The sequence below is a fragment of the Bradyrhizobium sp. IC4060 genome (assembly GCF_020193715.1).
GTDB lineage: Bacteria > Pseudomonadota > Alphaproteobacteria > Rhizobiales > Xanthobacteraceae > Bradyrhizobium > Bradyrhizobium yuanmingense.
This window is the reverse complement of record NZ_JADYVJ010000001.1, coordinates 181,156-206,980: the sequence shown is the minus strand read 5'-3', so window position 1 is coordinate 206,980 and position 25,825 is coordinate 181,156. Positions and strand designations below refer to the sequence as shown.

Genomic DNA, 25,825 nt, shown 5'->3' with positions numbered 1-25,825 from the left:
AGGACGGCGTGCGTGGCGATATCTTGGCCGGTCTCCTCTGGGCTTACCTCTGTCATGGCGAAAGCGACGCTTTGCACCTTCTGGTTCCATCGCCTTGAGTCCGTCACCTTTCCGCGCATTTCATTTGCCGCCGCGGCGTTCGTCCGCGCTTTCCGGGAGTCTTCAATGATCGGTCTCGTTCGCGCCGTCACAATCTGCGCCGCGCTAGCGCTCGGCCTTGTCACCGCGCAGGCCGCCGACAAGGCGTTCAAACGCGACGACCTCGCGGATTCCGCGATCAAGCTGGAGGCCCAGATCAAGAGCGAGGCGGGGCCGGTCGCCCGGACCAATGCGACGCTGAAGACGGACGCCGACGCCGCCTTCCGGCGCAATGATTACCGCACCGGCCTTTCGGTGCTCGGCCAGATCGCCGCGACCACGCCCGAGGATGCCGGCAACTGGCTGCGGCTCGCCAAGGTCATCTTCCAGATCTCGCCGAAGAGCTCGAGCGAGCAGACCTTCCTTTTGGAGCGCGCCTCGACGGCGGCCTATATCGCTTACATGCGCGCCGGCAATCCGGGCGAGGAGGCCGACGCGCTCGCCGTGCTCGGCAAGGCGCTGGCCGACCGCAAGCTGTGGCGGCCGGCACTGGATGCGCTGCGGCTGTCGCTCGACATGCGCGAGGTCGCCGACGTCCGCGGCCAATATGAGAAGATGCGCGACGAGCACGGCTTCCGGCTGCTCGACTATACCGTCGATTCGGACTCGGCGAGCCCGCGTGCCTGCTTCCAGTTCTCCGAGGAGCTCGCCAAGCGCACCGACTTCGCGCCGTTCCTGGCTCTCGCCGGGCAGGACAAGCCGGCGCTGTCGGCCGAAGGCAAGCAGCTCTGCGTCGACGGGCTGAAGCACGGCGAGCGCTACAACATCAACCTGCGCGCCGGCTTGCCGTCGACCGTGAAGGAGGGGCTGCCGAAATCGGCCGAGTTCAACATCTATGTGCGCGACCGCAAGCCGTTCGCGCGCTTCACCAGCCGTGCCTATGTGCTGCCGCGGACCGGCCAGCGCGGCATTCCCGTCGTCAGTGTCAACACGCCTGCGGTTAGCATCAATGTCTTCCGGATCGGCGACCGCAACCTGATCAACACGGTCGTGGACAGCGATTTTCAGAGGACGCTGTCGAAGTACCAGCTCAGCGAGCTCGGCGACGAGCGCGGCGTCAAGGTGTGGACCGGCGAGCTTGCGACTGCGACGACGCTGAACCAGGACGTCACCACGGCGTTCCCGGTCGACCAGGCGCTCGGCGAGCTCCAGCCCGGTGTCTACGTCATGACGGCCGCGGCGAGGGCCTCGGACGAGGACTACCAGCTCGCCACGCAATGGTTCATCGTCTCCGACCTCGGCATCGCCGCTTATTCCGGCAATGACGGCATTCATGTCTTCGTCAACTCGCTGGCGTCGACCGACCCGGTCGGCAAGGCCGAGGTACGCCTGGTCGCGCGCAACAACGAGATCCTGGCGACGCGCAAGACCGACGATGCTGGTCACGTGCTGTTCGAGGCCGGCCTTGCGCGCGGCGAGGGCGGATTGTCGCCGGCGATGCTCACGGTCACCGGCGAGAAGGCCGACTATGCCTTCCTGAGCCTGAAGACCTCGGCCTTCGACCTGTCCGACCGCGGCGTTTCGGGGCGCGCGGTGCCCGCCGGCGCCGATGCCTTCGTCTATGCCGAGCGTGGCGTCTACCGTTCCAGCGAGACCGTGTTCCTCACCGCGCTGCTGCGCGACGGGCAGGGCAATGCCGTCACCGGCGGGCCGATGACACTGGTGGTCGAGCGCCCGGACGGCGTCGAATATCGTCGCGCCGTACTGGCAGATCAGGGCGCCGGCGGCCGCACGCTGTCCGTGCCGCTCAACTCGGCCGTACCGACCGGCACGTGGCGGGTGCGCGCCTTCACCGATCCGAAGGGAGCTTCGGTCGGCGAGACCACCTTCATGGTCGAGGATTACGTCCCCGATCGGATCGAATTCGACTTGTCCGCCAAGGACAAGCTGATCAAAGCTAACGCTCCAGTGGAGCTTAAGGCCGACGGTCATTTCCTCTATGGCGCACCTGCTTCGGGCCTGCAGCTCGAAGGCGACATGCTGATCGCGCCGGCGGCCGAGCGGCCCGGCTTTGCCGGCTACAAGTTCGGCGTCGACGACGAAGAGACCACCTCGAACGAGCGCACGCCGCTGGAGAACCTGCCGGAGGCCGACGCCAATGGCGTCGCGACCTTCCCGGTGACGCTGGACAAGCAGCCGGCCTCGACGCGCCCGCAGGAGGCGCAGATCTTCGTCCGCATGGTCGAGACCGGCGGCCGCGCCGTCGAGCGCAAGATCGTGCTGCCGGTCGCGCCGGCAACGGCGCAGATCGGCATCAAGCCGCTGTTCGGCGACAAGAACGTCACCGAGGGCGACAAGGCCGAGTTCGACGTCGTGTTCGTCTCGCCGGAGGGCGAGAAGCTGCGCCGCGACGGCCTGCGCTACGAGCTCCTGAAGATCGAATCGCGCTACCAGTGGTACCGCCAGAACAATTACTGGGAGTACGAGCCGGTCAAGTCGACCTCGCGCGTCGCCGACGGCGACGTCACTGTTACGGTCGACAAGCCGACGCGGCTCTCGCTCACGCCGGAGCCCGGCCGCTACCGGCTCGACGTCAAGTCGAACGAGGCCGACGGCCCGGTGACCTCGGTGCAGTTCGACGTCGGCTGGTACTCGGACGGCAGCGCCGACACGCCGGACCTGCTGGAGACCTCGATCGACAAGCCGCAATACGCCTCCGGCGACACCATGACGGTGTCCGTCAACGTCCGCAGCGCCGGCAAGCTCACCATCAACGTGCTCGGCGAGCGGCTGCTGACGACGCAGACCATCGACGTCAAGGAAGGCACCGCGCAGGTCAAGCTCCCGATCGGCAAGGATTGGGGCACCGGCGCCTATGTGGTGGCGACGCTGCGCCGTCCGCTCGATGCCGCCGCCCAGCGCATGCCTGGCCGTGCGATCGGGCTGAAATGGTTCGGCATCGACAAGCAGGCTCGCACCTTGCAGGTCAAGCTGTCGCCGCCTTCGCTGATCCGGCCGAATTCGACGCTGAAGATCCCCGTCAAGCTCGATGGGCTCAATCCGGGCGAGGACGCCAAGGTCGTCATCGCCGCGGTCGACGTCGGCATCCTCAATCTCACCAATTACAAGCCGCCGGCGCCGGACGATTATTATCTCGGCCAGCGTCGCCTCAGCGCCGAGATTCGCGACCTCTACGGGCAGCTGATCGACGGCATGTCGGGCACGCGCGGCCAGATCAAGTCCGGCGGCGACGCCGGTGGCGAGCTCCAGGGCTCGCCGCCCACGCAGAAGCCGCTCGCGCTCTATTCCGGCATCGTCACCGTCGCCGCCGACGGCTCGGCCGAAGTGAGCTTCGATGTTCCGGAGTTCGCCGGAACCGCGCGCGTGATGGCGGTGGCTTGGACCGCGACCAAGCTCGGCCGCGCCAACACCGACGTCGTGATCCGCGATCCCGTGGTGCTGACGACGACGCTGCCGCGCTTCCTGCTCAACGGCGACCGCGGCTCGGTCAACCTCGAGATCGACAATGTGGAGGGCCAGGCCGGCGACTACGTCATCAGCGTGAAGGCGGGCGGCCCGGTGAAGATGACCGGCAATCCCGCAACCACGGTGAAGCTCGCCGCCAAGCAGCGCAATTCGTTCTCGCTCGCGCTCGATGCGACCGCGGCGGGGCAGGCGACGCTCGACGTCGACATCAGGGGCCCCAATGGCCTCGCGCTGGTGCGTCACTATGCGTTCGACGTCAAGCCGGCGACGCAGGTGCTGGCGCGGCGCTCGATCCGGACGCTGGCGAAGGGCGAGAGCCTGACGCTGACCTCGGACATGTTCTCCGATCTCGTGCCGGGCACCGGCGCTGTCTCAGTTTCGGCCAGCCTGTCGACCGCACTCGACGCGGCAACGATCCTGAAGGCGCTCGACCGCTATCCCCATGGCTGCTCGGAGCAGATCACGAGCCGGGCGATGCCGCTGCTCTATGTCAACGAGCTCGCGGCCGGCGCGCATCTTGCCATGGACACCGAGGTCGACCAGCGCATCCGCGACGCCATCGAGCGGCTGCTGGCCCGCCAGGGCTCGAACGGCTCGTTCGGCCTGTGGTTGGCCGGCGGCGACGATGCCTGGCTCGATGCCTACGTGACGGACTTCCTCACCCGCGCCCGCGAGAAGGGCTTTGCGGTGCCGGACGTGCTGTTCAAGAACGCGCTCGACCGTATCCGCAACTCCGTCGTCAATGCCGACGAGCCGGAGAAGGACGGTGGCCGCGATCTCGCCTATGGCCTGTATGTGCTCGCCCGTAACGGCGCAGCTCCGATCGGCGATCTCCGCTATCTCGCCGATACCAAGCTCGCCAACCTCGCGACCCCAATCGCGAAATCGCAGCTTGCGGCGGCGCTCGCCCTGGTCGGCGACCGCAACCGCGCCGAACGGGTCTATGGCGCGGCGCTCGACAGCCTTGCGCCGAAGCCCGCGCTGGAATTCGGCCGCACCGACTACGGCTCGCAGCTGCGCGATGCCGCAGCATTGGTGTCGCTCGCCAGTGAAGGCAATGCGCCGAGGGCGACGCTGACGCAGGCGGTGTCGCGGGTCGAGACCGCCCGCGGGCTGACGCCCTACACCTCCACGCAGGAGAATGCGTGGCTGGTGCTGGCGGCGCGTGCGCTCGCCAGGGAGAACCTCTCGATCGAGGTCGATGGCCAGCCGGTCAAGACCGCCTTGTACCGCAGCTACAAGGCGGACACGCTGGGTGGCAAGCCGCTGAAGATCACCAACACCGGCGATGCGCCGGTGCAGGCGGTCGTCTCGGTGTCGGGCTCGCCGGTCACGCCGGAGCCGGCGGCGTCCAACGGCTTCAAGATCGAGCGCGGCTACTACACGCTCGACGGCAAGCCCGCCGACATCAGCAAGGTCAAGCAGAACCAGCGCTTTGCGGTGGTGCTGAAGATCACCGAAGCCAAGCCCGAGTACGGCCACATCATGGTGTCCGACTATCTGCCGGCGGGCCTGGAGATCGACAATCCGAACCTGGTGTCGTCCGGCGACAGCGGCACGCTGGACTGGATCGAGGACGGCGAGGAGCCGGAACATACCGAATTCCGCGACGACCGCTTCACCGCGGCCGTCGACCGGGCCTCGGATTCCAAGTCGGTCTTCACGCTCGGCTATGTCGTGCGCGCGGTCTCGCCCGGCAAATACGTGCTGCCGCAGGCCTATGTCGAGGACATGTACAATCCCTCGCGCTATGGCCGGACCGGCACGGGCAGTGTCGAGGTGCGGGCGGCGAAGTGAGTGAGATGAGCGAGGCTGAGCCACATACACGGGCATCCACGGCCGCGCCGGCGGTGGGTGTTGGCGTGGATGGCCGGGTCAAGCCCGGCCATGACGGGCGGAGGGGGCGGATCGCCTTTCGCCTTCTCTCCGCAGCCGCGCTCACCTTTATCCTCGCCATCATCGGCTTCGTTGGCTGGGTCTCCGCGCTCGGCCCGCTCCCGCTCGACGAAGCCCGCCAGGTCTCAACCACCATCGTCGATCGCAACGGCAAACTGCTGCGCGCCTATGCGATGGCGGATGGACGCTGGCGGTTGCCGGTCGATGCCAGGACCAATGTCGATCCGACCTACCTGAAACTGCTGTTCGCCTATGAGGACCAGCGCTTCTACGCCCATGGCGGCATCGATCCGTTGGCGCTGGGGCGCGCCGCGTTGCAGCTGGGAACGCGCGGCCACATCGTCTCGGGCGGCTCGACCATCACGATGCAGCTGGCCCGTCTGATGGAGCCGCGGCGGCAGCGCTCGCTTTACGCAAAATTACGGCAGATCGTGCGTGCCATCGAGATCGAGCGCAGCATGAGCAAGGAGCAGATCCTCGATCTCTATCTGGCGCTGGCGCCCTATGGCGGCAATCTCGAAGGCATCCGCGCGGCGTCGATCTCCTACCTCGGCAAGGAGCCGAAGCGGCTGTCGCTGGCGGAGGCCGCGTTGCTGGTTGCGCTGCCGCAATCGCCGGAGACACGCCGGCTGGATCGCTATCCGGAGGCTGCGCGCAAGGCGCGCGACCGCGTGCTCGACCGCATGGTCGAGGAGCACGTGGTCAGCGCCGACGAGGCCAATCAGGCCAAAGCGATGCCGGTGCCGAAACTGCGCAGGCCGATGCCGATCCTGGCGCCGCATGCCTCCGACGCCGCGCAGTCGACGGTCAAGGACGCGCCGATCATCAAGCTGACGCTCGATGCGACCTTGCAGAAGGTGCTGGAGCCGCTGGCGCGCGACCGCGCAATTGCGCTGGGTCCGAACATCTCGGTCGGCATCGTCGTGATCGACAATGAGAGCGGCGACGTGCTCGCGCGTGTCGGCTCGGCCGATTATTTCGACGAGAGCCGGGCAGGGCAGGTCGACATGACCCGCGCCATCCGCTCGCCCGGCTCGACGCTCAAGCCCTTCATCTACGGGCTCGCCTTCGAGGACGGCTTTGTCCATCCCGACAGCTTGATCGACGACCGCCCGGTCCGCTTCGGCTCCTATGCGCCGGAAAATTTCGACATGACTTTCCAGGGCACCGTGCCGGTGAGGAAGGCTCTGCAACTGTCGCTGAACGTGCCGGCCATCGTGCTGCTCGACCGCGTCGGCTCGAGCCGGCTGACCTCGCGGCTGCGGCAGGCCGGCGGCAACCTCGTCCTGCCCAAGGACGAAGCGCCCGGCCTCGCCATGGGGCTCGGCGGCGTCGGCGTGACGCTCCAGGACCTCGCCCAGCTCTATGCCGGCTTTGCCCGCCTCGGGACCACCAAGCCGCTGCGCGAGATCGTGACGGCCAGGGACGATCGGGAGCCGCTGCGGCTGCTGGATCAGGTCGCAGCCTGGCAGGTCGGCAACGTCCTGCTCGGCACGCCACCGCCGGAGAACGCCGCCCACAACCGCATCGCCTTCAAGACCGGCACCTCCTACGGCTATCGCGACGCCTGGTCGGTCGGCTTCGACGGTCGCATGACCATCGGCGTCTGGGTTGGCCGTCCGGACGGAGCGCCGGTTCCCGGCCTGATCGGACGCGTTGCCGCCGCGCCCATCCTGTTCGATGCCTTCGCCCGCAGCGGCAAGACGCTGACCGCCTTGCCGAAGCCGCCCAAGGGAACCCTGGTCGCAAGCAACGCGAAGCTGCCGCTGCCCTTGAAGCGGTTCCGTCCGGTCGGCGAACTGGTGCGAAGCGGGGGCGAGCAGCCGCTGCACATCCAGTTTCCGCTGAACGGCTCGCGGATCGACGTCGATCGATCGGGTGGCCGGGAGAGCGCGGCGATGCCAGTCAAGGTCGCCGGCGGCGTGCTGCCCATGACCGTCATGGTTAACGGCACCGCGCTCGGCGAGATCGACGGCCGCCGTCAGCGGCTGATCGATCCGCCCGGCCCGGGCTTTGCACGGCTCACCGTGATCGACGCCACGGGCGCCGCGGACACAGTCGTCATTCGAATTCAATGACCCTGCCTTAAGCGGTTGTCGCCATGGCGGTTTCAGCGTAAGCGGAACCAATGGCCGACACCTACCCCAGCCCCCGTTTTGGTGCCCCCCGCGAGTCGAAATCGCCCACAAATCCGGGCAGCGGGCTCGTGCGCATGCTCGACATCGTCACGGCCAGCCACCCGCGCGCGGTCGGCTTCCTGCTGCTGTGTGCGCTGCTGCTGTTCCTGCCGGGCTTCTTCACCATCCCGCCGATCGACCGCGACGAGGCGCGGTTTGCCCAGGCCACCAAGCAGATGGTCGAGAGCGGCGACTATGTCGACATCCGCTTTCAGGAGGACGTCCGCTACAAGAAGCCGGTCGGCATCTACTGGTTGCAATCGGCGACCGTCGAGGCCGCCTCGATGCTCAAGCTGCCGAAGGCCGAATTGCGGATCTGGGTCTACCGCCTGCCGTCGCTGATGGGGGCGATCGGCGCCGTGCTGATGACGTATTGGGCCGCGCTCGGCTTCGTCACGCGGCGTGCCGCGGTGCTGGCGGCGCTGATGATGTGCGCCTCGGTGCTGCTCGGCGTCGAGGCGCGCCTGGCCAAGACCGACGCCGTGCTGCTGCTCTGCGTGGTTGCCGCGATGGGCGCGATGGCGCGGGCCTATCTGTCCTGGCAGCGCGCCGAGGACGAGACGCATCCGCCCTGGAGCTGGCCCGCGATCTTCTGGACCGCGCTTGCTGCGGGCATCCTGATCAAGGGGCCGCTGATCCTGATGTTCGCAGGCCTGACCATCGTCGCGCTCGCGATCCAGGACCGCGACGCCTCCTGGCTGTGGAAGCTGCGGCCTGTCTGGGGCCTGATGTGGATGCTGGTGCTGGTGCTGCCCTGGTTCGTCGCGATCTTCTGGCGCGCGGGCGAGACCTTCTTCACCACCTCCGTCGGCGGCGACATGCTGAGCAAGCTTGGCGCCCAGGAATCCCACGGCGCACCGCCCGGACTTTACCTGGCGCTGTTCTGGATCACGTTCTGGCCGGGTGCGCCGCTGGCGGCGATGGCGGCGCCCGCGGTGTGGCGGGCCCGCCGCGAGCCCGGTGCGCAGTTCCTGCTGGCCTGGCTGATCCCGTCCTGGATCGTGTTCGAGGCGGTGCTGACCAAGCTGCCGCATTACGTGCTGCCGCTGTATCCCGCGATCGCGATCCTCACCGCCGGCGCGGTGGAGCGGCGCGTGCTGTCGCGCTCCTGGCTGATGCGCGGCTCGGCCTGGTGGTTCGCGATCCCCGCAGCCGCCTCCATCATCGCGGTGGTCGGCTCGGTGATACTGACGCGGCAGCCCGCTTTCGTAGCTTGGCCGTTCATCGCGGCCGCGCTGATCTTCGGTCTGTTCGCCTGGTGGCTGTTCGATACCAACCGCGCCGAGCGCTCGTTTCTCAACGCCCTGGTCGCAGGCCTGATGCTCGCCGTGACGATTTACGGCATCGTGCTGCCGTCGCTGACCCCGCTGTTTCCCAGCATCGAGATCGCGCGCGCGCTTCGCAACGTCACCTGCGTCGGACCGAAGGCGGCTGCGGCCGGTTATCACGAGCCGAGCCTCGTCTTCCTGGCGGGCACCCGGACCTTGCTCACCGACGGCTCCGGTGCGGCGGACTTCCTGCGGCAGGGCAGCTGCCGCTTCGCGCTGATCGAGCAGCGCTCGGAGCGCAGCTTCGTGCAGCGTGCCGAGGCGATCGGGCTGCGCTACAAGGTCGGCGCGCGCATCGACGGCTATAACTTCTCGCAAGGGCGCGCGATCTCGATCTCGATCTTCCGATCGGAAGGTACCGAATAGGATGCGGGCTCTGACCGACGTTGCAGCGCATGCCGGCTATCCTGCGCAATTGCTAGCGGTGTCCTGGCGCGCGCTGGCGCAGCTCGTGCGGTCGCCCTCGCACTCGCGCCGCGCCGAGGCCGCCCGGAAGCTGGCGCGGCATTCGCTGTGGCTTGCCGCGGCGGGTGCAGCGCTCGTCATCGTGCTGATGGTCGCGTTCGATCAGACCGAGATCCTACTGATGCCGCCGCGCGGCACGCCGAGCCTGTGGCCGATCCGCATCCTCACCGATTTCGGCAAGGACGAGTATATCCTCTCGGTGCTGGGTGCTGCGCTGGTGGTGCTGGCGCTCGTCGCGGCCGGGCTGCGTGGGAGCCGCCGCGCGCTGCTGCTCGGCTTCGGCACGCGGCTGCAATTCCTGTTTCTGTCGGTTGCCGTGTCAGCCTTCGTCGCCGAGATCCTGAAATATGTCATCGGCCGCGGACGTCCGTTCGTCGGGGGCAAGGCCAATCCGTTCAACTTCGTCCCGTTCGAGGGGACGGGGGCTTATGCCAGCCTGCCGTCAGGCCACGCCGTGGCCGCGTTCGCCCTGGCGTTTGCCGTCTCGGCATTGTGGCCGCGTCTGCGCGTCTTCATGTTCACTTACGCAATCGTGATCGTGCTGACGCGCCTGGTGTTGCTGGCGCATCATCCGAGCGACGTGGTCGCCGGCGCTCTGATCGGAACGGTGGGCGCCATGGCCGTTCATTACTGGTTCGCGGCCCGAAAGCTCGGATTTGCCATCCGCGCCGACGGCACCATCGTGCCGCTTTCAGGGACGTTTTCCGACCGCCTTAAAAGGGTTGCCCACCGGGCATCCGCCCCATAAAAGCGGCTGCCTGCCGGGACCGCCGGTTCCTCTGGGCAGGTCAATTCCAACCACGAGCCTCGATTTGTCGACGTCCCAGCCTTCGGTGTCCATCGTTGTTCCCGTGCGCAACGAAGCCGATAACATCGCGCCGCTGATCGCGGAGATCGGCGCGGCACTCGATGGCCGCTGGCCCTATGAGATCATCTACGTCAACGACGGCTCGACCGACGCCACCGGCGAGCGGCTTGGCGCCATCATGAAGCAGCGGAGCAATCTGCGTCAGCTTCGCCATGCAAGATCGGGCGGCCAGTCGGCGGCCGTGCGCAGCGGCGTGCGCGCGGCGCGCGGAGAGATCGTGGCGACGCTCGATGGTGACGGCCAGAACAATCCGGCCTTCCTGCCCGACCTGATCGCGGCGGTCGAGAAGGGGGCAGGGCGCGTCGGTCTCGCGGCCGGCCAGCGGATCGGGCGCAAGGACACCGGCTTCAAGAAATTCCAGTCGCGCATCGCCAACGGCGTTCGCAACGCCATCCTGAAGGACGGCACGCGCGACACCGGCTGCGGGCTGAAGGCGTTCCGCCGCGACGTCTTCCTGATGCTGCCTTATTTTGACGGGCTGCATCGCTTCCTTCCCGCGTTGGTCCGCCGCGAAGGCTACGACATCGCCTATGTCGACGTGATCGACCGGCCGCGCCATTCGGGCGCGTCCAACTATGGTTTCTTCGACCGGCTGTGGATCGGCATCATGGATCTCGCCGGCGTTTGGTGGCTGATCCGCCGCAAGAAGCCGACGCCAGAAGTGACCGAGGTGGACGCATGATCATTCAATACGGTCAGGCGCTGAGCAATTATCTCTATGACGTCTTCGTCGCCAAGTTCGACTTCTGGCTGGCATTCGGCCTGGTCGCGCAGCTGTTCTTCACGGCGCGCTTCCTGGTGCAGTGGATCGCGAGCGAGCGCGCCGGCAACAGCGTGGTGCCGATGGCGTTCTGGTTCTGCTCGATGGGCGGCGGGCTGATGACGCTGGTCTATGGCGTCGTGAAGCGCGAGCCCGTCATCATCCTCGGACAGTCGCTCGCGACCATCATCTATATCAGAAACATCATGCTGATCTGGAAGAACCGCGGCACCGCCTCGAAGACGCTGGACCGCTGATCCAGCGTTCGGCTCCGCTTGTTGAAGCCTGGCACGTTGTTGGGCGAGATGCCCAATCCTGATGCTCACATGGCCGCTTTCAGGGCAGCGAAGCCGCGATCGAGATCGGCCTTGAGGTCGTCGGTGCTCTCGAGCCCGATGTGGAGACGCAGCGTCGGGCCGCCGGGCGCCCATTTAGTCGCGGTGCGATAGGCATCGCAATCGAAGGGAATTGCAAGGCTCTCGAACCCGCCCCAGGAAAAGCCCATGCCGAACAGCTTCAGCGTATTGAGCATGGTGTCGACCGCCTTCTGCGGCGCCGGCTTCAGCACGATGCTGAACAGGCCGGAGGCGCCGGTGAAGTCGCGCTTCCAGATGGCATGACCGGGATCGGTCTCGAGCCCGGGATGCAGCACGCGCGCAACCTCAGGCCTTGCCGCCAGCCAGCGCGCCATCTCGAGCCCGGAGCGATGATGCTGCGCCAGCCGCACCGACAGCGTGCGGAGGCCGCGCAGCGCCAGGAAGACGTCGTCGGGGCCGGCACAGACGCCGAGCAAGCGGATGCCTTCGGCAATCATCGGCCAGGCCTTGGCGTTGGCCGAGATGGTGCCGAACATGATGTCGGAATGGCCGCCGATATATTTCGTCGCGGCCTGCATGCTGATGTCGACGCCCTGGTCCAGCGAGCGGTGATAGAGCGGCGTCGCCCAGGTGTTGTCGTCGATGACGAGCGCGCCGCGCCCATGTGCGACTTCGGCGATGGCGCGGATGTCGGGCATCTCGAACGATTGCGAGCCCGGCGCCTCCACCAGAACGGCCCGGGTGTTGGGCTTGAACAGCTTGTCGATGCCCGCGCCGATCATCGGATCGAAATAGGTGGTCTCGACGCCGTAGCGCGTGAGCATGCCGTTGCAGAAATTGCGCGAGGGCCGATAGATGTTGTCGACCACCAGGATGTGGTCGCCGGCTTTGAGCACCGAGAGCAGGGTGGTGGAAATCGCCGACAGCCCCGACGGCACGATACCGACGCCGGCGCATTGCGGACCCTCCAGCGCCATCAGCGTCTCCTGGAACGCCTTGGTCGTCGGGGAACCGTGACGGCCGTAGGTGAACTCGCCGCGATGGGCGTGCAGGTCCTCTGCGGTCGGATAGAGCACGGTCGAGCCGTGGAAGACCGGCGGATTGACGAACCCCTTCTGCGCCTTGGTGTCGCGGCCGGAGGTGACCAGCCGGGTCTCGGCGTGCTGCTCTTGGGGGGACGAAGAATCCATGCGCCTGCTTTCAAAACCGCGTTTCCACCGGACGCATCGCGCCCCTGGGCCGACCGAAAGGCCGCGGTCGTTAATAACAGAACACAGAAGAGTCCCGTCAACCCCTTGACCCGGAACGCCAGTCGTTCTGTGATGCGCAGGTGCTATTCAGTCGCCGCATGTTGAGGGGCCTGCCGCGACCTTCGATCCATTGCCTGACCGGACGTCGCGTCACAGCCAAGAGATGGCGGGCGCCGGCGGCGGGGATGAAGGTATGGGCTCCCGAGATCGGCGAGTGTTCGGCAAGGTTTTCCAGCATGACTCTTGCAAGGCCGGATTCTTGAAGGACCTGGTTTGGCAGAGACGATCCTAAGACAACATTCCTGACCTTGAGACGACCTTGAAAGGCCCAAAGCCCATGAAACGCGTAACCCTGGCTCTCTCCCTTGCTCTCGCCGCCGGCCTCACCGCCCAAGCCGCCGATGCGCAAACGCTCAAGACCGTCAAGGATCGGGGCATGGTGTCCTGCGGCGTCAGCCAGGGCCTGCCGGGCTTCTCCTCGCCCGACGACAAGGGCAACTGGACCGGCATCGACGTCGACGTCTGCCGCGCCATTGCCGGCGCCATCTTCAACGATCCGACCAAGGTCAAGTTCGTGCCGCTGTCGGCCAAGGACCGCTTCACGGCGCTGCAATCCGGCGAGGTCGACGTGCTCTCGCGCAACACCACCTGGACCATCTCGCGCGACACCTCGCTCGGCGCCAATTTCACCGGCGTGACCTATTACGACGGGCAGGGCTTCATGGTGAAGAAGTCGCTCAAGGTGAATTCGGCGCTCGAGCTCAACAGTGCATCGGTCTGCGTGCAGACCGGCACCACCACTGAGCAGAATCTCGCCGACTACTTCAAGGCCAACAACATGAAGTACGAGGTGATCGCGTTCGCCACCAACGACGAGACCGTCAAGGCCTATGAGGCCGGCCGCTGCGACGTCTTCACCACCGACCAGTCGGGCCTGTACGCCAACCGCCTCAAGCTCGCCAGCCCCAACGACCACATGGTGCTGCCCGAGATCATCTCGAAGGAGCCGCTCGGTCCGATGGTGCGGCACGGCGACGACCAGTGGTTCGACATCGTGAAATGGACGCTGTTCGCGATGCTCACCGCCGAAGAGCTCGGCGTGACCTCGAAGAACATCGACGAGAAGGCGAAGCTGGAAAATCCCGAGCTGAAGCGCGTGCTCGGCAGCGACGGCAATTTCGGCGAACAGCTCGGCCTGACCAAGGATTGGGTGGTGCGGATCGTCAAGACCGTCGGCAATTACGGTGAGGTGTTCGATCGCACCGTCGGCGCCGGTTCGCCGCTCGGCATCAATCGCGGTGTCAACAATCTCTGGAACAAGGGCGGTCTTCAGTACGCGCCGCCGATCCGCTGATCAGCCCTGATCGGCCGGCAGCGGCATGAGCACCGAGGCTCGAAAACCGCCGCCCCAGATCGCGCTGAAGATCCGGCGCATTCTGGGCGGCAAGGCAGGCTGGAACGGCGTTGCCGTCCAGCTTGCCTTCGCGGCGATCCTGGGCTGGATCGGCTACGAGATCGTCTCCAACGCGCGGGCCAATCTCGAGAACCAGCACATCGCCGCCGGCTTCGGCTTCCTCAGGAACAATGCCGGCTTCGACGTCAACCAGACCCTGATCTCCTATACCGGCTCGGACACGTTCCTGCGCGTGTTCGTGGTCGGACTGTTGAATACGCTCGTGGTCTCCGTGGTGGGCATTGTCTTCGCCACGGTGATCGGCTTCATCGTCGCGCTGTGCCGGCTGTCGCCCAATTGGCTGCTGTCGCGGGTCGGCGAGATCTATGTCGAGGTCATCCGCAACCTGCCACTGCTGTTCCAGATCCTGTTCTGGTACCTGGCGGTGCTCGCGGCCCTGCCAAATCCGCGGCAGAGCATTTCCCTGTTCGGCATTGCCTTCATCAGCAATCGGGGCCTCGTCATTCCCAGCCCGATCGGTCAGAGCGGTCTTGCGCCGTTCCTCGCGGTGCTGGCGCTCGGCATCGTCGCCTCACTGGCGCTGCGCGTCTACGCAAGGCGAGCGCTGTTTCAGCGCGGGCAGGTGATCCGCATCTGGCCTTCCGTGCTGGCCCTGCTGTTCGGGCTTCCGCTGGCCACGATGCTGGTCTTCGGTCTGCCTTTCACCTTCGAGCTGCCGCAGCTGAGGGGGTTCAACTTCGCCGGCGGCTCACGCATCATCCCGGAATTCGTGGCGCTGACGGTGGCGCTGGCGACCTATACCGCCGCCTTCATCGCCGAGATCGTGCGCGCTGGCATCCTGTCCGTTCACAAGGGGCAGATGGAGGCGGGATCTTCGCTCGGCCTCAGCCGCGGCGCCACGCTCCGCCTCATCGTCGTGCCGCAGGCCATGCGCGTCATCGTGCCGCCGCTGACCAACCAGTACCTCAATCTCACCAAGAACTCGTCGCTGGCGGTCGCGATCGGCTATCCTGACCTGGTTTCGGTGTTTGCCGGCACGTCGCTGAGCCAGACCGGGCAGGCGATCGAGATCATCGCCATGACGATGGGCGTCTATCTCCTGATCTCGCTCCTCACCAGCGCGATCATGAGCGTCTACGGGTGGCGCGTCAGCCGGAGCCTCGGCGCATGAGCGATGTCATCTCGTCCAGCTTCGTCCGCCAGGACCTGCTCGCCGAGCGTCCGGCGCCGGTGAAGACCACGGGCTTCATCGGCCTGATGCGCACGCGCCTGTTCAACTCGCCGACCAACATCCTGCTGACGATCGTCGGCGCCTTGCTGCTCTGGTTCACCATCGTTCCCTCCGTCAAGTTCCTGTTGGTCGATGCGGTCTGGAGCGGTAAGGACCGCACCGCGTGCCTCGCCGAGAACGCCGGCTTTGCGGTCGGCGCCTGCTGGCCCTACATCCAGGCGAAGCTCCCGCAACTGATCTACGGCTTCTATCCCGAGGCCGAGCGTTGGCGGGTGAACTTGACGCTGTTGCTTGCAGTGGTCCTACTGTTGCCGCTGCTCATTCCGCGGCTGCCGGCGAAGAGCCTGAATGCCGGCCTGTTCTTCGTCGCCTTTCCGGTGGTGGCGTTCTTCCTGCTGCACGGCGGCGGCATCAAGGGCTTCGGGCTGAGCTGGACGGCCGGCCTGCTGCAATTGTTCGACGAGAGCATCGTCGGTGCCGGACAGGCGCTGCTCACCTCGAGCAGGACCTCCGCGGTCGGTCCGCTGCTGTGGGTGCTCGGGAGCCTCATCGTGCTGCTCGGCACGGTGATCCATTGGCTGATCTTTCCGCTCACCTGGCTGCGCGATTATATCCAGGGCACGGGCCAGCCGGTCTGGGCAGATTTCGCCGTCACGGGCGCGATCGTCTGCCTGATCGCCTTCGTTCTCGGCGGTGGTGTTCGCACCGGCGGGCGGGCTCTGGCGTCGAGCATCGCCACCTTCATTGGCATCGCCATCGTCATCAGGCTGATGGATCTCGATCACGGCGGATTGCCGATCGTAACGACGAATCTGTGGGGTGGCCTCCTGGTGACGCTGGTGGTGTCCGTCACCGGCATCGTCACCTCGCTGCCGATCGGCATCGCGCTCGCGCTCGGCCGCCGCTCGACCATTCCCTTGATCCGGATCTTCTCGATCGCCTTCATCGAGTTCTGGCGCGGCGTGCCGCTGATCACCGTGCTGTTCTTCGCAACCTACATGCTGCCGCTGTTCCTTCCCGGCAATTTCACCGTCGACGGCTTGGTGCGTGCGCTGATCGGCATCGCGCTGTTCACCGGCGCCTATCAGGCCGAGAACGTCCGCGGCGGGCTGGCGGCGATCCCGCGCGGGCAGAGCGAGGCGGCCGCCGCCCTCGGGCTGTCCTGGTGGAAGACGACCTCGCTGATCGTGCTGCCGCAGGGGCTGCGGCACGTCATTCCGAACCTCGTCAACAGCTTCATCTCGCTGTTCAAGGACACCTCGCTGGTCTCGATAGTGGCGCTGTTCGATCTGCTCGGCTCGCTGCGCGCCTCGTTCGCGGATCCGAAATGGTCGACGCCGTCGACGGCGTTCACCGGCTTCGCCTTCGCTGGGATCATCTACTTCCTGTTCTGCTTTGGCATGTCGCGCTATTCCTTGTTCGTCGAGCACCGCCTCAACGCCCACCGCCGCAACTGATCGAGGCCACCATGTCCGAGCCCATCGTCAAGATTTCCGGCCTGAACAAATGGTACGGCGAATTCCACGTCCTGCGTGACGTCGATCTCGCGGTGCAGAAGGGCGAACGCATCGTGATCTGCGGCCCCTCGGGCTCGGGCAAGTCCACGCTGATCCGCTGCATCAATGCGCTGGAGGAATTCCAGGAAGGCGAGATCGTCGTCGACGGCATCGAGCTCGGGCCGAACCTCAAGCACGTCGACGCGGTCCGCCGTGAAGTCGGCATGGTGTTCCAAAGCTTCAACCTGTTCCCGCATCTGACCGTGCTCGACAATTGCACGCTGGCGCCGATCTGGGTCCGCAACATCCCCAAGAAGGACGCCGAGGTGACGGCGATGAAGTTCCTCGAGCGCGTCAAGATCCCGCACCAGGCCAACAAGTTTCCGGGTCAGATGTCCGGCGGCCAGCAGCAGCGTGTCGCGATCGCGCGAGCCCTGACCATGAACCCGAAGGTGATGCTGTTCGACGAGCCGACCTCGGCGCTCGACCCCGAGATGGTCAAGGAGGTGCTCGACACCATGGTCGACCTCGCCGAGGAAGGCATGACCATGCTGGTCGTCACTCACGAGATGGGCTTTGCCCGCGAGGTCGCCAACCGCGTCGTGTTCATGGATGCCGGGCAGATCATCGAGGCCAACACTCCGAACGAGTTCTTCGCCGCCCCGCAGCACGCCCGCACCAAGCTGTTCCTGAGCCAGATTCTGCGCTGAGCCCGGCGACCCGTGGCCTCGCCGGTCTGACCGCAAGCCTGGCACCATCCGAATCGGCTTGCTTCTTTTCGGACATCCTCCGGAGAGAGACCTTGCAGAGCAGTGCCGGCGTGCGCGCATACCAGAATGCGCGACTGGAAAAGAAGCTGAAGAAGCAGGCGGACGCCGTCATGGCCTTCGCGATCGAGGCACTCGGGCAGGGCAGGCCCGATGAGGCCGAGATGCTCTGCCGCGAGATCTTGAAGGAGGTGCCGGATCATTTTCATGCCACGCACCTGCTCGGCCTGCGCGCGTTCGACGGCGGGCGGCTCGATGAGGCGGAATTCCTGCTCGAGCGTGCAATTGCACTCGATCCGCGTTCGCCCGATGCGCACGGCAATCTCGGGGCGGTCTATTTCGCGCTGGAGAAATTCGCTGGCGCCCGCGCCTGCCAGGAGAAGGCCATCGCGCTCAAGCCGAATTGTCCGATCACCCTGACCAATCTCGGCAATACGTTGCTGCACATCGGGCTCGGCAACGAGGCGATCGGGCTGCACGAGCGGGCGATCAGGCTGAAGCCGGATTATGCCGATGCGTTTTGCAACCGCGGCATGGCGGAATTGATGACGGGCCAGTTCGAGCGCGCCAAAGCGAGCTTCGACCGTGCCCTGACATTTCAGCCATCTCACGCCGAGGCGATCGCGGGCAGGGGGATGGTCAGCCTCGAGCTTCGGCACTTCGCGGAAGCGGGCGCCGCCTTCGACGCCGCGCTCGCGATCAAGCCGGGTTCGCCGCGGATTCTGCTGCAGCGTGGACGGCTCAACCTAAGTTTGTCCCGGCTGGTGCAGGCGGCCGCGGACCTCGACGCGGCGCTGGCGCAATCGCCACGGCTCGAGCTCGCGCTGTGCTGGCGGGCGCAGATCGACATTCTCGCGGGCAACACGGCGCGGGCGATGGCAGGCGTCAAGACGCTGCTCGAGGTCAATCCGCAATCCGAGATGGGGTTGGCACTTTTGGCGGCGTGCCATGTGAACCAGGGAGACATCGCGACCGCGCTCGCGCACCTCGACGCCGCGCTCGAGATCGCGCCGGATTTTCCGGAGGCGATCGGATACAAGATCTTCGTGCTGGACTACCTGCCGGAGGCCGATTTCGCCGCCCAGCAGGCCGCGCGGAAATACTGGTGGGACGCGATCGGCGCGAAGCTGCAGCAAAGGACGCTGGCGCCGCGGCCACTCGATCCTGACCGGCGGATCGTGATCGGATACGTCGCATCCGAATTCAGGGACCACTCGGCGGCATACTCTCTGTTGCCGGTGCTGCGCAATCATGATCACGCCCAGTTCAAGGTCGTCTGCTATTCCTGCTGGCCGGTGCAGGACGAGATGACGGAGAGCTTCAAGCCTCTCGCGGATGTCTTCGTCGATGCCGCACAATTGTCCGATGACGAGCTGGCCGACCGCATCCAGGCCGATCGCATCGATATTCTGATCGATGTCTCCGGGCACACGACCGGCAGCAGGCTTCATGTCTTCGCCCGCAAGCCGGCGCCGATCCAGGTGACGGGCTTCGGGCATGCCACGGGGACGGGCCTTCAAACCATGGACTACGTGCTCGCGGACCCGATCTTCATCCCGCAATCGGCGCGCCATCTCCTGGCCGAGAAGGTGCACGACCTGCCGTGCCTGATCACGATCGATCCGATCCTGGACATTCCGCCTTCAGAGCCACCCATGCTCCGCAACGGCTACGTCACTTTCGGGGTGTTCAACCGCATCTTCAAGATTTCGGACGAAGCCATCCGGGTGTGGTCGAACGTGATGCATGCGGTGAGGGGATCGAAGATCATCGTCAAGAACGGGCTGCTTGACGATCCATTGCTGCGCGATCGACTGATCGCGCGGTTCGCGGCACAGGGCATCGCCGAAGAGAACGTCATCTGCATGGGCTCGACCTCGCGCCCCGAGCATCTGCGGGCCTTTGCGATGGTCGACATTTCCCTCGACACCTTCCCGCAGAACGGCGGCATCAGCACCTGGGAGTCCCTCTATGCCGGCGTTCCCGTGGTCGCCAAGCTCGGCCGCGGCGCCTCGTCGCGCGCCGGCGGCTCCATCGTTGCCGCCGTCGGCCTGGAGGACTGGGTCGCCGAGGATGACGCGGGCTATGCCGCGATCGCGTGCAAATATGCGGCGCAGCCGGCCTACCTGGCAAAGCTGCGGGCGGATCTGCCGGCTCGGATCGCAGCCTCGCCGGCCGGCGACGTCGAATTTTACACGCGCGAGGTCGAAGCGGCCTATCGCCGGTTCTGGCGCGATCATTGTGCCGCCGCCTCGGAGGTGGCCTAGAAAGATCTTGCGCCGGGCCCCGGGAAATCCCGGAGGCGGAGCGACTCCGGTGACCGGCTGGCCAGGCTCGCGAATCAGTTAGACTCTGCTGAGGGCATCCTCCGGAGATACACCTTGCAGAAGAGCGGCGGCGGCGCGCGCGCGTTCCAGAATGCACGATTGCAGAAGAAGTTGATGAAGCAGGCCGACGCCGTCATTGCCGCTGCGGCGAACGCCTATGGCCAGGGCCGATATGCCGAGACCGAGGCGCTATGCCGCGAGATCCTGAAAGCCCTTCCGGATCATGTCGATGCCATGCACCTGCTCGGCATGTGCGCCCATGACGGCCGGCGCCTGGAAGAGGCGAGGGAGTTGCTCGAGCGCGTGATCGCGCTCGATCCGCGCCTGCACGATGCACACAACAACCTCGCTACCGTGCATTTCGACCTCGGCAATTACGAAGAGGCGCGGCGCTGCCAGGAGAGGGCGATCGCGCTGAAGCCGAGTTTCGCCGTCGCATTGACCAATCTCGGCAACACGCTGATGCATATGGGGCTGTACGAACAGGCGCTCGAGATGCACGAGCGCGCCATCAAGATTAAACCGGATTGTGCCGATGCGCTCTGCAATCGCGGCATGGTCGAGATCGTGCTTGGGCAGATCATGCGTGCCAAGGCGAGCTTCGATCGCGCCCTGCTGTTTCAGCCGCGTCACGCCGAGGCCATCGTCGGCAGCGGCATGGTCAGCATGGAGCTGCGGCACCACGAGGAGGCCGCAGCCAAGTTCGCTCAGGCCCTCGCAATCAAGCCAGGCGCGCCACGAATTCTGGCCCAGCGCGGACGGCTCAGTTACGAGCTACAGCACCTGCAGGAGGCGCTGGCGGATTTCGATGCGGCGCTTGCGATTTCGCCCAAGCTCGAGCTGGCCCTTCGGGGCAAGGCGCAGGTCTGCCTCGTCATGGGAAGGACCGCGCAGGCGATGGCGGCCGCAACGACCTTGATCGAGCGAAATCCACGCTCGGAGATGGGGTTGGCGCTTCTGGGCTTCGCTTATTCGAACCAGGGAGACATGGAATCCGCGATTGAATATCTCGATCGCGCGCTGGCGCTCCGACCGGACTATGGAGACGCGATCAGAGGCAAGATCTTCTTGCTGGACTACCTTGCGGAGGCGGATTTCGCGGTCCAGCAGGCGGTGCGAAAGTCCTGGTGGGATGCAATCGGCTCGAGGATTCCGCAAAGGACGCTGCCGAAGCGGCCGCTGGATCCGGACAAGCAGATTGTGGTCGGATATGTCGCGGCCGAATTCCGACAACACTCGGCGGGACTCACCTTGCTGCCCGTGTTGCGCCATCATGATCACGCCAAGTTCAAGATCGTCTGCTATTACGCCTGGCCGGGGGCGGACGAGTACACCGCCAAGTTCAAGGCGCTGGCGGATGTCTGGGTCGACGCTTGGCAGATGTCGGACGACGAGCTCGCCGATCGTATTCAGGCCGACAATGTCGACATTCTGATCGACGTTTCCGGCCACACGACCGGCAACAGGCTGCAATGCTTCGCGCGGAAGCCGGCTCCGATCCAGGCCACCGGCTTCGGACACGCGACGGGTACGGGCATGCCGACCATGGATTACGTGCTCGCCGATCCCATTTTCATTCCGCCATCGGCCCGGCATCTGTTTCCCGAGAAGATCCACGATCTGCCGTGCCTGATCACGATGGAGCCGGTCACCAATCTAAAGCCCTCCGAGCTGCCGATGCTCCGCAACGGCTACGTCACCTTTGGTGTGTTCAACCGCATCTACAAGATCTCGGATGATGCGATCCGCGTGTGGTCGCGCATCATGCGGGAAGTGCCGGGATCGAAGATCATCCTCAAGCATGGTTTGCTCGACGATGCCCTGCTGCGCGATAGCCTGGTCGCACGCTTCATCGCACAGGGTATTGCGGAGGAGGACATCACTTGCCTCGGCACCACCTCGCGTGACGACCATCTGATGGCCTTCGACAAGATCGATATTTCCCTCGACACGTTCCCGCAGAACGGCGGCATCAGCACCTGGGAATCCCTCTACAAGGGCGTTCCGGTCGTGGCCAAGCTCGGCATTGGAGCCTCCTCGCGTGCTGGCGCCTCCATCGTGGCGGCCGTCGGCCTCGGCGACTGGGTCGCGGAGGATGACGACGGTTATGTCGAGATCGCCCGCAAGTTCGCCTCGCAGCCCGAATATCTGGCAAAGTTGCGCGCGGGCTTACCGGCCCAGATCGCAGCCTCGCCCGCCGGCAATGTCGAGATCTACACGCGTGAGCTCGAGGCGGGCTACCGAAAGTTCTGGCGCGACTATTGTGCCGCTGCCGCCGAGCACGCCGACGCTGCGGTCAGCGGGGCGGACGCACCTGGCGGCTCCTGAGCCGCATCCTGCAGGCGACCCCCGGGATATCCCGGACGGATTTCTGGTCCGGCAGCCCGGCCGGGTCGGTGCGCGAATCAGTTAGACTCGGCCTTGGGCCATCTTCCGGAGAGACACCTTGCAGAGCAGCGTCGGCGCGCGCGCATTCCAGAATGCGCGATTGCAGAAGAAATTGAAGAAGCAGGCCGACGCCGTCATCTCCGCCGCGGCGAGCGCCTATGGTCAAGGCAGATATGCGGAGAGCGAGGCGCTCTGCCGCCAGATCTTGCAAGCCGTTCCGGATCATTTCGACGCGACGCACGTGCTCGGCCTCAGCGTGCAGCAGGGCGGGCGCCTCGACGAAGCGCAACAGCTGCTCGAGCGCGCGATTGCGATCGATCCGCGTTCGCACGAGGCTCAGAGCAATCTCGCGGCCGTCTACTTCGTGCTTCAGAAACTGGAAGCGGCGCGCGCCTGTCAGGAGAAAGCGATCGCGCTGAAGCCGAGTTTTACCCCGGCCCTGGCCGGCCTCGGCAACATCCTGCTCCAGATGAACCTGCCCGAACAGGCCATCGAGGTCTACGAGCGCGCCATCAAGCTGAAGCCCGACTACGCCGACGCGCTTTGCAATCGTGGCGTGGCGGAGCTGGCGCTGTTCCGGTTCGACCGCGCCAGGGAGAGCTTTGATCGCGCGCTGCTGTTTCAGCCGCGCCACGTCGAATCGCTCATCGGCAAAGGCGTGGTCAGCATCGAGCTCAAGCGCTACGATGAGGCGGAGGCTGCGCTCGCAGCGGCGTTCGCGATCAAGCCCGATTCAGCGAAGATCTTGGCGCAGCGCGGACGCCTCAATTCGTCCCTGTCGCGGCTGGAACAGGCGGCCGCGGACTTCGATGCGGCACTTGCGCTTTCACCCCGGTTCGAGATGGCCTTGCGGGGCAAGGCGGAGGTCTCGCTCAGCCTGGGAAACACCGCACAGGCGATCCTGGCCTGCACGACCTTGCTCGAGCAGAATCCACGTTCCACGATCGCATTGGCGTTGCTGAGCTCCTGTTTTGCAAATCAGGGAGAAATCGCGTCCGCAATCGAACATCTCGACGCCGCGTTGGCGATCTCGCCGGATCCAGACTTGATGGCGCGGAAGATCTACTATCTGGACTTTCTCCCCGACGCCGATTTCACTATCCAGCAGGCGACGCGACGGTCCTGGGGCGAAGCGATCGGTGCCCGCGTGCCGCAGAGGAAGCTCGCCCCCCGGCAGCTCGATCCCGACAGGCGGATCGTGATCGGCTATGTTTCCGCCGAATTCTGGTATCATTCGGCGGCGTTCGGCTTGCTGCCGGTGCTGCGCCATCACGATCATGCCAGCTTCGAGGTCGTCTGCTATTCGTGCTCGCCGACACGAGATGCGATCACAGCCGAATTCAAGTCGGCGGCAGACGGCTGGGTCGATGCCTGGCAGATGTTCGACGACGAACTGGCCGATCGTATCGAGGCCGACAAGGTCGATATCCTGATCGACGTGTCCGGGCACTCGTCGGGCAACAGGCTTCAGGTCTTCGCCCGCAAGCCGGCTCCGATCCAGGTCACGGGCTTCGGACACGCGACCGGTACGGGTCTCCGGACGATGGACTACGTGCTCGCGGACCCGGTCTTCATTCCGCAATCGGCGCGGCATCTGCTGGCCGAAAAGGTCTATGACCTGCCGTGCCTGATCACGATCGATCCCATCCTCGATGTGCCGCCTTCGGAGCTTCCCATGCTCCGCAACGGCTACGTCACCTTCGGCGTGTTCAACCGCGTCAACAAGATCTCGGACGAGGCCATTCGCGTGTGGTCGAACGTGATGCGGGAGGTGGCCGGATCGAAGATCATCATCAAGCATACGCTGCTCGACGATCCCCTAGTGCGCGACGGCCTTCTCGCGCGCTTTGTCGCCCACGGGATTGCCGAGGAGAGGATCACCTGCCTCGGCTCGTCCGAGCGCGCCGATCATCTGCGAGCCTTCGCGCTGGTCGATATTTCGCTCGATCCGTTTCCGCAGAACGGCGGCGTCAGCACCTGGGAATCCCTCTATGCGGGCGTTCCGGTCGTCGCCAAGCTCGGCCACGGCGCATCCTCGCGCGCCGGCGGCTCCATCGCGGCCGCCGTCGGTCTTGACGACTGGGTGGCCGAGGACGACGAGGGCTACGCCGCCATCGCGTGCAAATTCGCTGCCCAGCCCGCGCATCTGGCAAAGCTGCGCGCGGAATTGCCGGCCCGGATCGCGGCTTCGGCCGCGGGTAATGTCGAAACCTACACGCGCAGGGTCGAGGAGGGCTACCGCAAGTTCTGGCGCGACTATTGTGCCGCGGCCTCGGAAAGCGGGGAGGTCGCTTAAGCCGGCCGAACCGCGCAGATTTTGTGGATCTGCGCCTTCGGCCCGAGGATGCGCGTGACGATCAGACGAAGGGCGGCTTGATGTTGCTGCGCTTCTCCAGCCATTCCGGCACCGGCAGGTTCTTGGCGCGCATGAAGTCGGCGTTGAACAGCTTCGACAGATAGCGGCTGCCGGAATCGCACAGCACGGTGACGATCGTCTTGCCGGGCCCGAGCTGCTTCGCAAGCCGCATCGCGCCGACGACATTGATGCCCGTCGAGCCGCCGAGGCACAGACCTTCATGCTGGAGCAGTTCGTAGATCGCACTGACGGCGTCGGTGTCGGGAATGAGATAGGCATCGTCGACCTTGGCAGTCTCGACGATCGCGGTGGCGCGGTTGAGGCCGATGCCCTCCGTGATCGAGCCGCCCGGCGTCGCCTTGGGATCGCCGGTCCTGAAATATTCGTACATGCCGGCACCGTGCGGATCGGCGCAGGCGATGCGGATGTTCTTGTTCTTCTCCTTCAGATAGCGGCTGACGCCGGCGAGCGTGCCGCCGCTGCCGACCGAGCAGACGAAGCCGTCGACCTTGCCGCCGGTCTGCTCCCAGATCTCAGGCCCCGTGGATTCGTAATGCGCCTTGGCGTTGTCCAGGTTGTTCCATTGGTCGGCGAACAGCACGCCATTGGGCTCGGTCTTGCGCAGCTCGTCGGCGAGCCGCCGGCCAACATGCTGGTAGTTGTTGGGGTTGGCGTAGGGAAGGGCCGGCACCTCGATCAGCTCGGCACCGCAAAGCTTCAGGAAATCCTTCTTCTCCTGGCTCTGCGTCTCCGGGATCACGATCAGGGTGCGGTAGCCGCGCGCGCTCGCAACCACGGCAAGGCCGATGCCGGTATTGCCGGCGGTCGCTTCCACCACCAGCCCGCCGGGCTTCAGCTCGCCGCGCTTCTCGGCCTCCAGGATCATCCATTTCCCGGCGCGGTCCTTCACCGACTGACCGGGATTCATGAACTCGGCCTTGCCCAGGATAGTGCAGCCGGTCAATTCCGAAGCCTGCTTTAGCTTGATCAGGGGGGTGTTGCCGATGGCTTCGACAACGTCGTTGCGAATGGTCATGTCGGGGAAAATCACTACCAAGGGGTTGATCGGCTTTGGCCCGAACCTAGTGCTTGGAAGGCCAAAGGGGAAGGCTTTTGCGCTGCGGCGAACCCGACCGAAACGCCCGCGGAAACAGTGATATGCCTGCAGTAGGAAATGGCCCAACCCCGGCCCGTGCACGAAACGATTGCGCTCCCGATCAA

15 protein-coding genes are annotated in these 25,825 nt (G+C 65.5%); 13 read left to right on the top strand and 2 right to left on the bottom strand.

The genetic code is table 11. The features are described from left to right. Window positions 1–165 precede the first annotated feature (165 nt). From I6F16_RS00895 to I6F16_RS00870, 6 genes are all read left to right on the top strand, one after another. Window positions 166–5,361: an alpha-2-macroglobulin gene (locus I6F16_RS00895; RefSeq protein ID WP_225112822.1), complete on the top strand. Its 5,196-nt coding sequence runs from the start codon at window positions 166–168 to the stop codon at window positions 5,359–5,361. Window positions 5,362–5,366: 5 nt separating this feature from the next. Beyond that, a complete protein-coding gene (pbpC, locus tag I6F16_RS00890) occupies window positions 5,367–7,538 on the top strand; it encodes a penicillin-binding protein 1C (protein ID WP_225173363.1) in 2,172 nt (723 codons plus the stop codon). 50 nt (window positions 7,539–7,588) lie between these two features. Further along, entirely contained in the window at window positions 7,589–9,331 is a 1,743-nt protein-coding gene (locus tag I6F16_RS00885; RefSeq protein WP_225112824.1) for a glycosyltransferase family 39 protein, read from the top strand. A gap of 1 nt (window position 9,332) precedes the next feature. After that, the gene (locus I6F16_RS00880; protein ID WP_225112825.1) at window positions 9,333–10,178 is read left to right on the top strand and encodes a phosphatase PAP2 family protein; all 846 of its coding nucleotides are present in this window, start codon (window positions 9,333–9,335) and stop codon (window positions 10,176–10,178) included. Window positions 10,179–10,242: 64 nt separating this feature from the next. Beyond that, window positions 10,243–10,980 carry a glycosyltransferase family 2 protein gene (locus I6F16_RS00875; protein WP_225112826.1) on the top strand — a complete coding sequence of 246 codons (738 nt, stop codon included), beginning with the start codon at window positions 10,243–10,245 and terminating at the stop codon, window positions 10,978–10,980. Further along, window positions 10,977–11,315: a lipid-A-disaccharide synthase N-terminal domain-containing protein gene (locus I6F16_RS00870; RefSeq protein ID WP_025036223.1), complete on the top strand. Its 339-nt coding sequence runs from the start codon at window positions 10,977–10,979 to the stop codon at window positions 11,313–11,315. The genes I6F16_RS00875 and I6F16_RS00870 overlap by 4 nt, the downstream gene beginning before the upstream one ends. Before the next feature lie 65 nt (window positions 11,316–11,380). Here I6F16_RS00870 and metC read toward each other — a convergent pair whose 3' ends face one another. Continuing rightward, on the bottom strand, window positions 11,381–12,565 hold the full coding sequence (gene metC / locus I6F16_RS00865) for a cystathionine beta-lyase (RefSeq protein ID WP_128261755.1): 1,185 nt from the start codon (window positions 12,563–12,565) through the stop codon (window positions 11,381–11,383). Between the two features lie 397 nt (window positions 12,566–12,962). On the opposite strand from metC, the gene I6F16_RS00860 reads away from it, so the two are divergent. The 7 genes from I6F16_RS00860 to I6F16_RS00830 all read left to right on the top strand — a co-directional run bounded on the left by I6F16_RS00860 (window position 12,963) and on the right by I6F16_RS00830 (window position 24,544). Further along, window positions 12,963–13,979, top strand: a complete 1,017-nt coding sequence (locus I6F16_RS00860; RefSeq protein ID WP_036027973.1) for an amino acid ABC transporter substrate-binding protein — start codon at window positions 12,963–12,965, stop codon at window positions 13,977–13,979. Between the two features lie 25 nt (window positions 13,980–14,004). Continuing rightward, window positions 14,005–15,210: an ABC transporter permease subunit gene (locus I6F16_RS00855; RefSeq protein WP_225112827.1), complete on the top strand. Its 1,206-nt coding sequence runs from the start codon at window positions 14,005–14,007 to the stop codon at window positions 15,208–15,210. Beyond that, a complete protein-coding gene (locus tag I6F16_RS00850) occupies window positions 15,207–16,727 on the top strand; it encodes an amino acid ABC transporter permease (protein WP_109145812.1) in 1,521 nt (506 codons plus the stop codon). Before I6F16_RS00855 ends, I6F16_RS00850 begins: the two co-directional genes overlap by 4 nt. A gap of 11 nt (window positions 16,728–16,738) precedes the next feature. Further along, window positions 16,739–17,476, top strand: a complete 738-nt coding sequence (locus I6F16_RS00845) for an amino acid ABC transporter ATP-binding protein (protein ID WP_035999552.1) — start codon at window positions 16,739–16,741, stop codon at window positions 17,474–17,476. Between the two features lie 92 nt (window positions 17,477–17,568). Next, window positions 17,569–19,800, top strand: a complete 2,232-nt coding sequence (locus I6F16_RS00840; RefSeq protein WP_225112828.1) for a tetratricopeptide repeat protein — start codon at window positions 17,569–17,571, stop codon at window positions 19,798–19,800. Between the two features lie 114 nt (window positions 19,801–19,914). Beyond that, complete coding sequence (locus tag I6F16_RS00835; protein WP_225112829.1) at window positions 19,915–22,188, top strand: tetratricopeptide repeat protein; 2,274 nt, start codon at window positions 19,915–19,917, stop codon at window positions 22,186–22,188. A gap of 118 nt (window positions 22,189–22,306) precedes the next feature. Further along, on the top strand, window positions 22,307–24,544 hold the full coding sequence (locus I6F16_RS00830; RefSeq protein WP_225112830.1) for a tetratricopeptide repeat protein: 2,238 nt from the start codon (window positions 22,307–22,309) through the stop codon (window positions 24,542–24,544). Between the two features lie 61 nt (window positions 24,545–24,605). Here the strand turns inward: I6F16_RS00830 and I6F16_RS00825 are convergent, their stop codons facing one another. Beyond that, window positions 24,606–25,640 carry a cysteine synthase A gene (locus tag I6F16_RS00825; protein ID WP_035999544.1) on the bottom strand — a complete coding sequence of 345 codons (1,035 nt, stop codon included), beginning with the start codon at window positions 25,638–25,640 and terminating at the stop codon, window positions 24,606–24,608. Window positions 25,641–25,825 lie beyond the last annotated feature (185 nt).

What these genes read in the sequence shown, in the direction of transcription:
- I6F16_RS00895 (WP_225112822.1), top strand. Translation starts at nt 166, where the DNA reads ATGATCGGTCTCGTTCGCGCCGTCACAATCTGCGCCGCGCTAGCGCTC.
- pbpC (WP_225173363.1), top strand. Translation starts at nt 5,367, where the DNA reads ATGAGCGAGGCTGAGCCACATACACGGGCATCCACGGCCGCGCCGGCG.
- I6F16_RS00885 (WP_225112824.1), top strand. Translation starts at nt 7,589, where the DNA reads ATGGCCGACACCTACCCCAGCCCCCGTTTTGGTGCCCCCCGCGAGTCG.
- I6F16_RS00880 (WP_225112825.1), top strand. Translation starts at nt 9,333, where the DNA reads ATGCGGGCTCTGACCGACGTTGCAGCGCATGCCGGCTATCCTGCGCAA.
- I6F16_RS00870 (WP_025036223.1), top strand. Translation starts at nt 10,977, where the DNA reads ATGATCATTCAATACGGTCAGGCGCTGAGCAATTATCTCTATGACGTC.
- metC (WP_128261755.1), bottom strand. Translation starts at nt 12,565, where the DNA reads ATGGATTCTTCGTCCCCCCAAGAGCAGCACGCCGAGACCCGGCTGGTC.
- I6F16_RS00860 (WP_036027973.1), top strand. Translation starts at nt 12,963, where the DNA reads ATGAAACGCGTAACCCTGGCTCTCTCCCTTGCTCTCGCCGCCGGCCTC.
- I6F16_RS00855 (WP_225112827.1), top strand. Translation starts at nt 14,005, where the DNA reads ATGAGCACCGAGGCTCGAAAACCGCCGCCCCAGATCGCGCTGAAGATC.
- I6F16_RS00850 (WP_109145812.1), top strand. Translation starts at nt 15,207, where the DNA reads ATGAGCGATGTCATCTCGTCCAGCTTCGTCCGCCAGGACCTGCTCGCC.
- I6F16_RS00845 (WP_035999552.1), top strand. Translation starts at nt 16,739, where the DNA reads ATGTCCGAGCCCATCGTCAAGATTTCCGGCCTGAACAAATGGTACGGC.
- I6F16_RS00825 (WP_035999544.1), bottom strand. Translation starts at nt 25,640, where the DNA reads ATGACCATTCGCAACGACGTTGTCGAAGCCATCGGCAACACCCCCCTG.